15 protein-coding genes are annotated in these 13,328 nt (G+C 62.7%); 8 read left to right on the forward strand and 7 right to left on the reverse strand.

Annotated elements, in window-relative coordinates:
* Window positions 1-95: 95 nt before the first annotated feature.
* The 4 genes from greB to NPS58_RS02960 form a co-directional block, all read right to left on the reverse strand.
* On the reverse strand, window positions 96-590 hold the full coding sequence (greB, locus tag NPS58_RS02945; protein ID WP_274113374.1) for a transcription elongation factor GreB: 495 nt from the start codon (window positions 588-590) through the stop codon (window positions 96-98).
* A gap of 158 nt (window positions 591-748) precedes the next feature.
* Complete coding sequence (locus NPS58_RS02950; protein WP_274113375.1) at window positions 749-1,255, reverse strand: hypothetical protein; 507 nt, start codon at window positions 1,253-1,255, stop codon at window positions 749-751.
* A gap of 149 nt (window positions 1,256-1,404) precedes the next feature.
* On the reverse strand, window positions 1,405-3,915 hold the full coding sequence (locus NPS58_RS02955; protein WP_274113377.1) for an ABC transporter permease: 2,511 nt from the start codon (window positions 3,913-3,915) through the stop codon (window positions 1,405-1,407).
* Window positions 3,915-4,598 (reverse strand): ABC transporter ATP-binding protein, encoded by a 684-nt coding sequence (locus tag NPS58_RS02960; protein ID WP_028941428.1) that lies wholly within the window; start codon window positions 4,596-4,598, stop codon window positions 3,915-3,917. Before NPS58_RS02960 ends, NPS58_RS02955 begins: the two co-directional genes overlap by 1 nt.
* A gap of 10 nt (window positions 4,599-4,608) precedes the next feature.
* Here NPS58_RS02960 and NPS58_RS02965 point away from each other — a divergent pair, with 10 nt between their 5' ends.
* The 3 genes from NPS58_RS02965 to NPS58_RS02975 all read left to right on the forward strand — a co-directional run bounded on the left by NPS58_RS02965 (window position 4,609) and on the right by NPS58_RS02975 (window position 6,657).
* A complete protein-coding gene (locus NPS58_RS02965) occupies window positions 4,609-5,214 on the forward strand; it encodes an arylesterase (protein WP_274113379.1) in 606 nt (201 codons plus the stop codon).
* A gap of 56 nt (window positions 5,215-5,270) precedes the next feature.
* Window positions 5,271-5,561, forward strand: coding sequence for a hypothetical protein (locus NPS58_RS02970; RefSeq protein WP_028941430.1), 291 nt, complete (start codon window positions 5,271-5,273; stop codon window positions 5,559-5,561).
* Between the two features lie 124 nt (window positions 5,562-5,685).
* Entirely contained in the window at window positions 5,686-6,657 is a 972-nt protein-coding gene (locus tag NPS58_RS02975) for a L,D-transpeptidase family protein (RefSeq protein WP_274113381.1), read from the forward strand.
* 131 nt (window positions 6,658-6,788) lie between these two features.
* Here NPS58_RS02975 and oprI read toward each other — a convergent pair whose 3' ends face one another.
* Window positions 6,789-7,040 (reverse strand): outer membrane lipoprotei OprI, encoded by a 252-nt coding sequence (gene oprI, locus NPS58_RS02980; protein WP_003259780.1) that lies wholly within the window; start codon window positions 7,038-7,040, stop codon window positions 6,789-6,791.
* 508 nt (window positions 7,041-7,548) lie between these two features.
* On the opposite strand from oprI, the gene NPS58_RS02985 reads away from it, so the two are divergent.
* Window positions 7,549-7,830, forward strand: a complete 282-nt coding sequence (locus tag NPS58_RS02985; RefSeq protein ID WP_028941432.1) for a GNAT family N-acetyltransferase — start codon at window positions 7,549-7,551, stop codon at window positions 7,828-7,830.
* 84 nt (window positions 7,831-7,914) lie between these two features.
* On the opposite strand, the gene NPS58_RS02990 is transcribed toward NPS58_RS02985, so the two are convergent.
* On the reverse strand, window positions 7,915-8,991 hold the full coding sequence (locus NPS58_RS02990) for a 3-deoxy-7-phosphoheptulonate synthase (protein WP_274113383.1): 1,077 nt from the start codon (window positions 8,989-8,991) through the stop codon (window positions 7,915-7,917).
* Between the two features lie 169 nt (window positions 8,992-9,160).
* A complete protein-coding gene (locus NPS58_RS02995) occupies window positions 9,161-9,607 on the reverse strand; it encodes a PilZ domain-containing protein (RefSeq protein ID WP_274113385.1) in 447 nt (148 codons plus the stop codon).
* Between the two features lie 116 nt (window positions 9,608-9,723).
* Between NPS58_RS02995 and NPS58_RS03000 the strand changes: the two genes are divergently transcribed.
* The 4 genes from NPS58_RS03000 to cysB all read left to right on the forward strand — a co-directional run bounded on the left by NPS58_RS03000 (window position 9,724) and on the right by cysB (window position 13,309).
* Window positions 9,724-10,713 (forward strand): putative 2-dehydropantoate 2-reductase, encoded by a 990-nt coding sequence (locus NPS58_RS03000; RefSeq protein WP_274113387.1) that lies wholly within the window; start codon window positions 9,724-9,726, stop codon window positions 10,711-10,713.
* Window positions 10,710-11,618 (forward strand): 5'-nucleotidase, encoded by a 909-nt coding sequence (locus tag NPS58_RS03005; protein WP_274113389.1) that lies wholly within the window; start codon window positions 10,710-10,712, stop codon window positions 11,616-11,618. The genes NPS58_RS03000 and NPS58_RS03005 overlap by 4 nt, the downstream gene beginning before the upstream one ends.
* Before the next feature lie 93 nt (window positions 11,619-11,711).
* The gene (locus NPS58_RS03010) at window positions 11,712-12,209 is read left to right on the forward strand and encodes a universal stress protein (protein WP_274113391.1); all 498 of its coding nucleotides are present in this window, start codon (window positions 11,712-11,714) and stop codon (window positions 12,207-12,209) included.
* 125 nt (window positions 12,210-12,334) lie between these two features.
* Window positions 12,335-13,309, forward strand: a complete 975-nt coding sequence (gene cysB, locus NPS58_RS03015) for an HTH-type transcriptional regulator CysB (protein ID WP_028941437.1) — start codon at window positions 12,335-12,337, stop codon at window positions 13,307-13,309.
* The last annotated feature ends 19 nt before the right edge of the window (window positions 13,310-13,328 follow it).

The following is a 13,328-nucleotide window of genomic DNA, read 5'->3' on the forward strand; positions in this document are numbered from 1 at the left end:
TGTTTGTCTGCTGTTCCAGGTGCCAGGGGCACTTTCGTGGGACGGGGCCAGGGCCGACGCAAGTCACGCACCCGGCAGCAAACACCCGACAACCGTTACGCGTCCTCAGGCGTCGGGGGCGAGCCGTAGGTGATGCGATTGATGTACCAGGTCGCCTCTCCACTTGGCGTCTGGACCACCACTTCGTCGCCTTGCTCTTTTTTCAACAGCGCGCGGGCCATGGGCGCGTCGATCGAGATGTAGTCGTTACGCCCGTAGATTTCGTCGTAGCCGACGATTCTGAAGGTCTTGCGTTCACCATCGTCATTCTCGATCTCCACCCAGGCACCGAAGAACACGCGGCCTTCCTGCTCGGGGGCGTAGTCGACGACCTTGACGTCTTCCAGGCGCTTGCGCAGGTAGCGAACGCGACGATCGATCTCGCGAAGCAGCTTCTTGTTGTACTGGTAGTCGGCGTTCTCGCTGCGGTCGCCCAGCGATGCCGCCCAGGCCACCTTGGCGGTGATTTCGGGGCGGTAGGTGCGCCAGAGGTGATCCAGCTCACTCTTGAGTGCTTCGTGGCCTTCTCGGGTGATGATGTTTGTAGCCAAGCTTCATCCTTAATGGCGTAAGTGGAGCCCGGGGTGAGGGCAGGCTAACCATATCGCATCGGCAGGGGCCGACAAAGCGCCTGGCGCCGAAGTATCAGCGTCAGGCGCAAGTGGATTGGGGAATGGTGCCCCGAACTGGGGGGAAGAGGGGGTAGACGTTAGCGCAGTCCACCCTTGTCGTCGCCGGGCTCGCCCCCCAGGTGGACGCCGCGATCATCGCCAGGCTCGCCTGCTGCGTGAACGCCACGGTCATCGCCGGGTTCGCCCGCGGCGTGAACACCGTGGTCATCGCCGGGTTCGGCGTGGGTGCCTGAGCGGCCGGAGCTGGCGGTGCCGGCGCTGTTGTGTCCGGAGTGACCATCGCCATGATCACTGCCACTGTGGCCACTGCCACCGTTGTGGCCGCCGCCGTTGCCGCTGCCATGTCCGCCACCGCTCCCACTCCCGCCGCCACCGCCGCTGCCACCACCGTGTCCTCCGCCGCCGCTACCGCCACCATGTCCGCCGCCGCCCCCTCCACCATGTCCGCCACCGCCACCGCCACCGCCACCGCCATCCTTGGCATATGCACTCGAGAATCCGGATAGGGTGTCGGGTATCAACACGGTTGATGTAGACAGGATTGCTCCGATGGACAATGCCAATAAGGATTTCGTAATGCTCATGCGAACCTCCAGTACGGCGCTAGGGATGGGTGCTGCAGAGTGAGCCTAGCAAGGCGTGAGCCAAGGGCACTGGAGGGCGATGCGCGGTCGGGCGGGGAGGGGGTGACACTCAAGCGGGCCTGGGCAGGCCCGCTTGAGTCGAGGGGCGATCAGCCGTCGCGCAACACGGTGAGCGGGCTGGCATTGAGCGCCCGGCGGGTGCCATAGACCCCAGCCCCACCAACCAGCAGGGCGCCGATCACCGGCAACAGCAACAGCCAGGGGTGAGGGCTCCAGGTCAGGTCGAAGGCATAGCGGTACAGCAGCAGGGTAATCAGTTCGCAGCCAATGGCGGCAAGCAGCCCGCTGGCGGCCCCGAGCAGGCCGAATTCGATACGCCGGGCCTTGATCAGCAGGGCCCGGCCAGCACCCAGGGCACGCAACAGCGCGCCTTGGCGAATGCGCTCATCCAGGTTTGCCTGCAAGCCTGCGAACAACACCGCAAGCCCGGCCGCCAGCACGAACAGCAGCACATATTCCACCGCCAGGGTGACCTGGGCGAGGATGCTGCGCAGTTGTTCGAGCAGGGCATCGACCTGCAGGATCGTCACCGCAGGGAAGGCTCGGGACAGTGCCACCACTTGCTGGTCGTGGCCGGGGGCGAGGTAGAAACTGGTGAGGTAGGTGGTAGGCAGGTCTTGCAGGGTGCCAGGCTGGAAGATCATGTAGAAGTTGGGCTGGAAGCTGTCCCAGTTGACCGTGCGCAGGCTGGTGACCACGGCCTGGCGCTGCTGGCCACCGATGTTGAAGTTCAGTTGGTCGCCCAGCTTGAGCTTGAGGCTATGTGCCAGCTCGGTTTCCACCGACACACCGGGCAGGCCGTTGTCGGCCCCAGGGCTCGCCTGCCACCACTGGCCTTCGCTCAAGGCGTTACCTGTTGGCAGGTCGGCGGCCCAGGTCAGGCTCAGGTCGCGTTGCACGGCACGATCGCCGGTGGACTCCTTGCTGACGATCTGCTGTACGGCCTGGCCGTTGATGTCGGTCAGGCGACCGGGAATCACTGGGTACAGCGGCGCAGCTTCTGCGGAGAATTCGTTCAGGCGCTGGGCGAAACTGTTTTTGTCGTCAGGCAGGATGTTCAGGGCGAAATAGTTCGGCGCGTCCTTGGGCAGTTGGTTCTGCCAGGTATCGAGCAGCTCGGCACGCAGCAGGGCAATCAGGGCCATGGCCAGCAGGATCAGGCCAAAGGCCAGGGATTGCCCGGCTGCCGCCAGCGGGTGGCGGAGCAACTGGCCCAGGCCCAGGCGCCAGGCCAGTGGGGAGCCGGCGAGCATGCGGCGCAGGCTGCGCAGACCGAGCAACAGCAGGCCACCGAGCAGCACTGCCGCTACCAGGCCTCCACCCAGCAGAGCGAAGGTCAGCAGCAGGTCCAGGCTCAGGCGCCACATGATCAGGCCCAGGGCGAGCAGGGCGGCGCCGTACACCAGCCAACTGCTCGGGGGGACCGGCAACAGGTCGCGACGCAGCACGCGCAGGGGCGGCACACGGCCAAGTGCCGCCAGTGGCGGCAGGGCAAAGCCGGCCAGGGCCACCAGGCCGGTGGCGATACCGGCCAGCGCAGGTGCCAGCCCGCCGGGTGGAATCTGCGCCGGCATCAAGCCTTGCAGCAACTTGAACAGGCCCAGCTGGGCCAGCCAGCCGAGCAGGGCGCCGCCCAGCGCCGCGAGGCTGCCGAGGATCGCCAGTTGCAGGCAGAACAGGCTCAGTGCCTGGCGCCGGGACAAGCCCAGGCAGCGCAACAGGGCGCTGGCATCGAAGCGGCGGGTTGCAAAGCGGCTGGCCGACAGGGCCACGGCCACGCCCGCCAGCAGCACGGCCACCAGGCTGGCCATGTTCAGGTAGCGCTCGGCCTTGCCCAGGGCGCCGCCGATCTGCTGGTTGCCGTCGCGTGAATCCTGCAGTCGCTGGTTTGGCGCCAACCCCTTGGTGACACTGTCCCGGTAGGTGGCAAGCGCCTCGGGCTCACCGCGCCACAAGTCGCGGTAGCTGACCCGGCTGCCGGGTTGCACCACGCCGGTGGCGTCGAGGTCGGCCAGGTTGATCAGTACCCGGGGCGTCAGGCTGTAGAAGTTGCCGGCGCGGTCCGGCTCGTAGGTCAGTACCCGGCTCATGCGCAGGGTTTTCATGCCGACGTCGATGCTGTCGCCGACCTTCAGGTCCAGGGCTGCGAGCAAGCGCGGCTCGACCCAGGCCTCGCCGGGTGCCGGGCCACCGCCGCTGGTTTCGACGGCGTAGGGTTCGGGGGCACTGCGCAGCTCGCCGCGAAGCGGGTAGGCGTTGTCGGCGGCCTTGATGCTCGAGAGCTGAATGCCGTTGTCGGTGGCTATCACACTGGAGAATTCGACCACCTGGGCATGCTGCAGGCCGGCAGCCTTGCCCGAGGCGATCTGCTCGGGCTGGGCGGGTGAGCTGCCGCGCAGCACCAGGTCGGCGCCGAGGAATTCGGTGGCGCGCAGCAGCATGGCGCCGTTGAGGCGAGCGCCGAAATAACCGATTGCCGTGCTGGCGGCCACGGCGACCAGCAAGGCAAAGAACAGCACGCGCAGTTCACCGGCGCGGGCATCACGCAGCAACTGGCGCACGGCCAGCGCCAGCAGGCGGAAAAACGGCAGGCGGGCCATCAGGGCTCCAGCGGCGCGACCAGGTGGCCGGCGTCCAGGCGAATCAGACGACGGCAGCGTTGTGCCAGGCGTTCGTCATGGGTAACCAGTACCAGGGTGGTACCGCGTTCTTTGTTCAGTTCAAACAACAAGTCGCTGATGCGCTCGCCGGTGTGGCTGTCCAGGTTACCGGTAGGTTCGTCGGCGAACAGTACCGCAGGCTCTGCGGCAAAGGCCCGGGCGATGGCCACCCGTTGCTGCTCGCCGCCGGACAACTGGCGTGGTGAATGGCTCAGGCGCTGGCCCAGGCCGACTCGCTCCAGCAGGCTGCGGGCATGCTCGCGGGCATCGCGGCGGCCGTCCAGCTCCAGGGGCAGCATCACGTTTTCCAGGGCGTTGAGGCTGTCGAGCAACTGGAACGACTGGAACACGAAGCCCACATGTTCGGCGCGAACCCGGGCGCGCTGGTCTTCATCCAGCGGGCCGAGGTCGTGGCCGGCCAGGGTCACCGAGCCTGCGCTGGGCAGGTCCAGGCCGGCCAGCAACCCCAGCAGGGTCGATTTGCCCGAGCCGGAGGCACCGACAATCGCCAGGCTGTCGCCTTGTTTCAATTCCAGGGAGAGTTCGTGCAGGATGGTCAGATCGCCTTCCGCGCTGGGAACCACTTTGCTAAGGTTCCGCGCAGTGAGAATGCTGGGGCCCATGGAGAATCCGATGCGAGTGTGGTTATTGAGTGCTGGCCTGGCCTTGATGTGCATGGCCCAGGGCGCAGCAGCGGGTACCGTCTTGATTGTCGGCGATAGTATCAGTGCCGCTTTCGGCCTGGATACCCGCCAGGGCTGGGTTGCCTTGCTGGAGCAGCGGCTGAAGGCCGAGGGTTTCGACAGTAAAGTGGTCAATGCCTCGATCAGTGGCGACACCAGTGCCGGAGGCCAGGCGCGGCTGCCGGCGCTGCTTGCAGAGCACAAGCCGGAGCTGGTAGTGCTGGAGCTGGGGGGCAACGATGGCCTGCGTGGGCAGCAGCCTACGCAATTGCAACAAAATCTTGCCTCAATGATTGACCGTTCCCGCGAAGCGGGCGCCAAAGTCCTGCTGCTGGGCATGCGCCTGCCGCCCAACTATGGCGTGCGCTATACCACGGCCTTCGCCAAGGTCTACGAAAACCTGGCGAACGAAAAGCAGGTGCCGCTGGTGCCCTTTTTCCTTGAGGGGGTGGGCGGAGTGCCCGAGCTGATGCAGGCCGATGGCATTCATCCGGGGCAGGGGGCGCAGGCAAGGTTGCTGGAAAATGCCTGGCCGCAACTAAAACCGCTGCTTTGACGCTTTTATAGTGACCGGCTTTCGGCTAATGTTGCGCCCCCGATTTGGAGCCCCCGATGCCGCGTCCCGCCTGGTCCCTGTATGCCTATCAATTGATCGAGCCTGACGAACAGCTTGACCTGTTCGCCTGCCAGGAGATCCGCGTCCATCTTGTGGCCCGCCAGCTTGAGCTTGGAGGCTCGGCCGACCGCACCCTGTGCGGCACGCTGTTGCCGGCCCAGCCGCGCTGGTCGACCGTCGAGCGCGGCATCTACCGCGACCGCCGCCTGTGCACACTGTGCCGGGCAATCCTCGATGCCCAGCGCCGTGGCACGCGGCCTGTCTGGCCGCAATTGGAAGTCGGCTGATACAGGCTGATACAGCCTTTCATCCCCTCAATTGTCTTCAACTACCCCCGTCACTCCCGATTGTGCTGGGGGCGGTGTACAATCGTCGACTTGACCTCAAATGAATTTGCGAAGGATTTCCCGGATGTTGCCGCGCTTTCCCGCCGTCACCCGTTGCCTGTCCCTGGCCGCCCTGCTGGCGGCAGGTCCTGCTGCTGCGCTGGAGTTTCCCCTGCCACCGCCTGGTGAAGACGTCATTGGCCAGGTCCAGGTGATCAAGGCCAAATACGAAGACACCTTCGCCGATATCGGCACCGCCAACGACCTGGGCTATCTGGAAATGATCGCCGCCAACCCGGGCGTCGACCCCTGGTTGCCAGGCGCCGGCACCGAAATCATCCTGCCGACCCGCTTCATCCTGCCGCCAGGCCCGCGCGAAGGTATTGTCATCAACCTGGCCGAGTACCGCATGTACTACTACCCGAAAGGGCAGAACGTGGTGCACACCTACCCGCTGGGTATCGGTCGTGAGGGCTGGGGCTCGCCCATCGCCAACACCAAGGTGACCGCCAAGACGCCAAACCCGACCTGGACGCCCCCTGCCTCGATCCGCAAGGAGCACGCCGAAGACGGTGACATCCTGCCGACCGTAGTGCCTGCTGGTCCGGATAACCCGTTGGGCCCGTTCAAGTTCACCCTGGGTGTGCCGGGCTACCTGATCCATGGCTCGAACAAGAAGTTCGGTATCGGTATGCGTACCAGCCACGGTTGCTTCCGCATGTTCAACAACAACGTGCTGGAGCTGGCCAAGATGGCCCCGGTCGGTGTAGCGGTGCGGATCATCAACGAGCCTTACAAGTTCGGTGTGAGTGCAGGCAAGGTTTACCTGGAAGCGCACACGCCTCTGGATGACAAAGGTGATCCGTCGGTGGTCGACAAGCACACTGCGGTGATCAACGCCTTGCTCAAGCGCGAAGATCTTGCCAACAACCTGCGCATGAACTGGGACATGGTGCGTGATGTGGTCGCTGCCGAAGATGGCATGCCAGTGGAAATTGCCGTGCCGATCACTGCCCAGCAGCCAATGGTCTCGAGCGTACCGCTGGACATGCAGTAACCCTTTGCGTTGTTGCTCCCGAGGCCTGCCATTGTGCAGGCCTCGTCGTTTTTGCGGGATTACTTTCTTCGGGGCAATAAAAAAGCCGACCCACAAGTGGGTCGGCTCCAAATAACAATCCCGGGGGATTATTACTTACGGCTGGCTTTGTCCAGCATGCGCAGAGCGCGCTCGTTGGCTTCGTCAGCGGTCTGTTGAGCTTTTTGAGCTGCAGCCAGAGCGTCGTCAGCTTTGCGATAGGCTTCATCGGCACGAGCTTGTGCACGAGCTGCTGCGTCTTCAGTAGCAGTCAGACGAGCTTCGGTTTCTTTGGATACGCTGCTGCAACCGGTAGCCAGAACTGCGGCCAGAGCCAGAGCAGAGAATTTCAGAACGTTGTTCATCGTGTTCCCCTTCAAGGACTTTCTATTAAATAGCCATCTCTCAACAATGAGAAACTGACCGGCGTACATAGTACCCATTACTTGTAGTAAGTAAACTGACAGAGCGCAAGAACTGGAAAAAAAATGCGCTTGCGCTTGTGCCGCCACCGGGTTTTCTGGAAAACCGCCTGGACGCTGCCTGTACGGGCGTAAGAGAGTGTAGCAAACTTGCTTTTTGTTGAACTAAAGGTGACTTAAAGTGTCATCAAACGTCTTAGCACTACAACATCCGGCAACTGTACGGGCTGCTGTCGGCGGCCTGGTTCACCTGCTGCAAGTGCGTGATTTTTGCGACCAGTCGCCTTGAGTAACCGGGCCCTGGGCGCCTACTATTTGTACGTGCTCATTTGCCACAGAACGACCATGCTGTTCTTGCTGTCCAACCGGGCACGGGGTGGCGTAGAGGTTTTTTCGCCGGACAAACATCGGTAAGGTAGGGGTCAGATCATAAGACCCGCGAGGAGTAGTGATGAGCGAGGCGTTGTCCATCCACCATGACCAGGCTGGTCATCAGTTCGAGACCAGTGTGGACGGTCATCGTGCTTACCTGACCTACATGGACCTGGGTAAGCAAACCCTGGATATCTACCGCACCTTTGTTCCCAATGCGTTGCGGGGCCGGGGTATTGCCGCGGCGCTCACCGAGAAGGCGCTGCAGTATGCAGAAGACATGGGCTACACCGTGATTCCGTCATGCTCGTACGTGGAACGTTACATGGAGCGCCAGCAGCGGCACTCCACCAAGGCTTGAGAATCGCGAAAGGCAGCCCTGGGCTGTCATTCAAAAGCACACACAAGAACGCCGGGCATTGCCCGGCGTTCTTGTGTGTGGCGCTCAGGCGCGGTTGCGCTTGGGCAACACGTCCTTGAGCTTGGCGTGCATGCTGCGCAGGGTCTTCTCGGTGGCGTCCCAGTCGATGCAGGCGTCGGTGATGGATACACCGTACTGCAGGTCGTCGAGGTTCTTCGGAATAGACTGGCAGCCCCAGTTCAGGTGGCTTTCGACCATCAGGCCGATGATCGACTGGTTGCCTTCGAGAATCTGGTTGGCAACGTTCTCCATCACCAGTGGTTGCAGCGCCGGGTCCTTGTTGGAATTGGCGTGGCTGCAATCGACCATGATGTTCGGCTTGATCTTGGCCTTGGCCAGTGCCTGTTCGCACAGGGCGACGCTGACCGAGTCATAGTTCGGCTTGCCGTTGCCGCCGCGCAGAACCACGTGACCGTAGGCGTTGCCCTTGGTGGTGACGATCGACACGCCGCCTTCCTGGTTGATACCCAGGAAACGGTGGGGGCTGGAGACCGACTGCAGGGCATTGATGGCCACAGTCAGGCCACCATCGGTGCCGTTCTTGAAGCCCACTGCCGAGGACAGGCCGGAGGCCATCTCGCGGTGGGTCTGGGATTCGGTGGTGCGCGCGCCGATGGCCGACCAGCTGATCAGGTCCTGCAGGTACTGCGGGGAGATCGGGTCGAGGGCTTCGGTGGCGGTGGGCAGGCCCATCTCAGCCAGGTCCAGGAGCAGTTGGCGACCGATGTGCAGGCCGTCCTGGATCTTGAAGGAGTCGTCCAGGTACGGGTCGTTGATCAGGCCTTTCCAGCCGACGGTGGTGCGTGGCTTCTCAAAATACACGCGCATGACCAGGTAAAGGGTGTCGGACACTTCAGCGGCCAGGGCCTTGAGGCGTTCGGCGTACTCGTGGGCAGCCTTGATGTCGTGGATCGAGCAGGGGCCGATCACCACGAACAGGCGGTGGTCCTTGCCGTCGAGGATATTGCGCACCACTTCACGGCCCGCAGTCACGGTCTTGAGCGCAGTGGCGCTCAGGGGAATTTCCTTCTTGAGCTGATCGGGGGTGATCAAGGTCTCGTTGGAGGCAACGTTTAGGTCATCGATCGGTAAATCAGCCATCGTGTTACTCGTCAGGTCACGGGTGCCGGCCGCCAGCGATCCCCGTGCGGCGGAGCAGCATGATTGTACGCAGCGGGGAGCCGAACCTTAGCGCGTTACACCGTGGCTAGACAATGGGCAGAGCCCGCTTTCCTGCGTGTGAAAGCCCGCAGGGGCAGGGTTTTTGTCGTTAAATGAGAATCTGTCGGGTATGGGTGGCTTCAAGGCTTGCCTCGGAGAACTCGCCCGCGTGCACGCTGACCCATTGGCAGGCGAGGGTGTCGAGGTCGGGCGGGGTGGTTTCGTCGAGGGACTGCTGCTGGTAAAGATGCTGGATCTGGCAGACCTGCTCACTCATTCGCGCCCCGAACAGTGCCTGTTCATCGACAAAGGCAATGCCGACCCGATAGCCGTCCTGGTGTTTCTGGCACCAGGCCACATAGCCTGGGTAGCGTGCCGACTCACCGAGCGAGGGAATGAACATTTCAATGGCCATGCCCCGGCGGTAGGCGCGGGGGTGGTTGCAGGCGATACCGCCCAGGCTGATAGTGTGCAGGCGCTGGCGAAACAGGCTGGGTGACTGGCGTAGGGCCAGTTCGACCGGAACATCGTCCGGGTGTGTCAGGTATCCACGCATGATCGACTCCGTGTCGATTTTTTGACCTTGTTCGCCTCAGTATAGTGAAGGTTGGAAAAGCGGTTGATTTGCGTGTCAAAAAAATGAACAAACAATAAGCAATCGAGGAGAGCAGCATGAGCACCAGCAGTCCGCGTATCGGCGTCATCGGAACCGGCGCCATTGGCGGCTTTTATGGGTTGATGCTGGCACGGGCCGGGTTTGACGTGCACTTTCTTCTGCGCAGCGAGTTCGAAGCGGTCAATACCCGGGGATTGCGGGTCGAGAGTGCCGTGCACGGCACGCTGCAGATGCCGGTACAGGCCTACGCCGATGCCAGCGATATGCCGCCGTGCGACTGGTTGCTGGTGGGCGCCAAGACCACCAGCAATGCCGAACTTGCCCCTGTGATCGCCCAGGCTGCGGCGACTGATTGCAAGGTCGTGCTATTGCAGAACGGCCTGGATGTGGAAGAACGGTTGCGCCCGTTGTTGCCTGCCAACCTGCACCTGCTCGGTGGCCTGTGCTTTATCTGCGTCGATCGGCAGGCGCCAGGGGTTGTGCGTCACCAGGCCCTGGGCGCGGTGCACCTGGGCTATCACAGTGGCCCGGCGGCGGACGCCGCCGCGCGCCAGTATATTGTCGAAGCCGGGGCCGACCTGTTTCGCGCGGCCGGTATCGACTCACAGGCCATGGGTAACCTTGCCCAGGCGCGCTGGCAGAAGCTGGTGTGGAACGTGCCTTACAACGGCTTGTCGGTGCTGCTCAAGGCCAGCACCACGGCGCTGATGGGCAATCCGCACAGTCGGGCATTGATCCAGGCGTTGATGGCCGAGGTGGTCGAAGGGGCGCGCTCATGTGGCCATGAGTTGCCTGAGGGCTATGCTGAGCATCTGTTCGCGGTAACCGAAAAAATGCCCGACTACTGGCCGAGCATGTACCACGACTTTACCGGGCAGCGACCGCTGGAACTGGAGGCGATCTATGCTCAACCCCTGGCCCAGGCGCGGGAAGCAGGCTGCAGCTTGCCGCGGATCGAGGCCCTGTATCAGGCGCTGGCGTTTATCGAACGGGGTAATCGCGGGGCAGGCTCGCACCCACAGGCCCCGGGAGGGCGCAACGAATGAGCAAGAACCTGGGCGATAAACTGGTCATTGCCATCTCCTCGCGGGCGCTGTTCGACCTTAGCGAGAGCCATCGCATCTACCTGGCGCAGGGGGTCGAAGCCTACCGCCAATACCAGATCGACCATGAGGACGAAGTGCTCGCGCCCGGCGATGCCTTCCCCCTCGTGCAAAAGTTGCTGGGCCTCAATGCCCATCTTGGCCAGCCGCGGGTCGAAGTGGTTTTGGTGTCGCGCAACAGTGCCGACACGGGCTTGCGGGTGTTCAACTCCATCGAACACCACGGCCTGGGCATCTACCGCGCAGCGTTCGTCGGCGGGCGCAGCCCATATCCGTACCTGGCGGCCTTTGCTTGCCACCTGTTCCTCTCCACCGATGCCGATGATGTACGCAGCGCCCTGGAGGCCGGGTTCGCCGCAGCGACCATTCTTTCCGGTGGTGCGCAGCGGGCCAACAGCGATGAATTGCGCATCGCCTTCGATGGCGATGCGGTGCTGTTTTCCGATGAATCCGAGCGGGTATATCAGCTGGGTGGGCTCGAGGCGTTTCAGGCCAGCGAACGCCAGTCGGCCCGCGAACCGCTGCGGGGAGGGCCGTTCAAGCCATTCCTGGCCGCGCTCAATCGCTTGCAGAAGGAGTTTCCCGAAGGTACCTGCCCGATCCGCACGGCGCTGGTGACGGCCCGTTCGGCGCCGGCCCATGAGCGGGTCATTCGCACCCTGCGCGAATGGGATATCCGCCTGGATGAGTCGTTGTTCCTCGGCGGCCTGGACAAGTCGGCATTCCTCGAAGCCTTCGCCGCCGATGTGTTTTTCGACGACCAGGCCGGCCATTGCGAGCGGGCCCGCAGCGTGGTGGCAACCGGTCATGTCCCCCATGGAATCAGCAACGAACCGACCCTGGGCTGAGGCTTTTGCGCCTGGCGCCGGACGGAACGGCGCGTTACACGGGCGCTGCTAAGCTGAAGCTTGCTCTGCCCAGGCGGCAGTCGAGGAGGTCGAATGATCCGTTCCATGCTCTATGCCACCGACCTCGGTGTATACGCACCTTTTGTCATGCAACACGCCCTCGCACTGGCGCGCACCTTCAATGCAGAGCTCTATGTGATTCATGCCGTGGAGCCCATGGGGCAGTTCGCCGAGTCGCTGCTGCAAAGCTACCTGGACGAACGCACCCTCGACGAGTTGCATAGCCAGGGGGTCAACAGTGTCATGGCCAACATCGAGCAACGGGTGCTGGACAATTTTCGCGACGAGCTCGGCGAGGAGGCCGACCTTGCATTGATCAAGGCAGTGCGCGTGCGCCAGGGCGATCCCGCCCAGGTGATTCTCGAGCAAGCCCAGCGCCTGAGTGTCGACCTGCTGATCTTCGGCAGCCACAGCCAGGGGGCGGGTGTCGATATTCCCATTGGCCGCACCGCTGTGCGCTTGCTGCAGTTGTCGCCGGTGCCGGTGTACATGGTGCCATTGGCGCAGCACTTGGGGCGTAGGAAGGTATAGCGGGGCGTTGTAAGCGGATTAGGACTAGACTGCCAAAATAGTTCTAGATTTATTCTTCTAACCACTAATATAGTTATAAATCGTCGCTGCTGCCGGTGACGCCCCAGCAGATTTGAGGGATACCTATGAAGCTTCAACAATTGCGCTACATCTGGGAAGTGGCGCACCACGACCTCAACGTCTCCGCGACAGCGCAGAGCCTGTATACGTCTCAGCCGGGCATCAGTAAACAGATCCGCCTGCTCGAAGACGAACTGGGCGTTGAAGTGTTCGCCCGTAGCGGTAAGCACCTGACCCGCGTGACGCCGGCCGGTGAACGGATCATCACCACAGCTGGCGAGATCCTGCGCAAGGTCGAAAGCATCAAGCAGATCGCCCAGGAATTCTCCAACGAGAAAAAAGGCACGCTGTCGATCGCTACCACCCACACCCAGGCGCGTTATGCCCTGCCGCCGGTGATCAGCAGCTTCATCAAGCAATACCCGGAAGTCGCCCTGCACATGCATCAGGGCTCGCCCATGCAGATCGCCGAAATGGCCGCGGACGGCACCGTGGACTTCGCCATCGCCACCGAAGCGCTGGAGCTGTTCGGCGACCTGGTGATGATGCCGTGCTATCGCTGGAACCGTTGCGTGGTCGTGCCCCAGGGCCACCCGCTGACCAAGTTGCCCAAGCTCAGCCTCGAAGCGCTGGCCGAATACCCGATCGTGACCTACGTGTTCGGTTTCACCGGTCGCTCCAAGCTGGACGAAGCCTTCAGCCACCGTGGACTGACCCCGAAGGTGGTGTTCACCGCCGCCGACGCCGACGTGATCAAGACTTACGTTCGCCTGGGCCTGGGTGTCGGCATCGTGGCCAAGATGGCCGTCGATCCAAAGCTGGACAGCGACCTGGTGGTGCTGGATGCCAGCGAACTGTTCGAGTCCAGTGTGACCAAGATCGGTTTCCGTCGTGGCACCTTCCTGCGTGGTTTCATGTGCGACTTCATCGAGAAGTTCGCCCCGCACCTGACTCGCGAAGTGATGGCCAAGGCCATCCAGTGCCACAACAAGCAAGAGCTTGAAGAGCTGTTCGAAGGTGTCGAGCTGCCGGTGCACTGAAGCTTCAGGTTCCAAGCTC

The sequence above is a fragment of the Pseudomonas putida genome (assembly GCF_028682455.1).
Taxonomy (GTDB): Bacteria; Pseudomonadota; Gammaproteobacteria; order Pseudomonadales; family Pseudomonadaceae; genus Aquipseudomonas; species Aquipseudomonas putida_AA.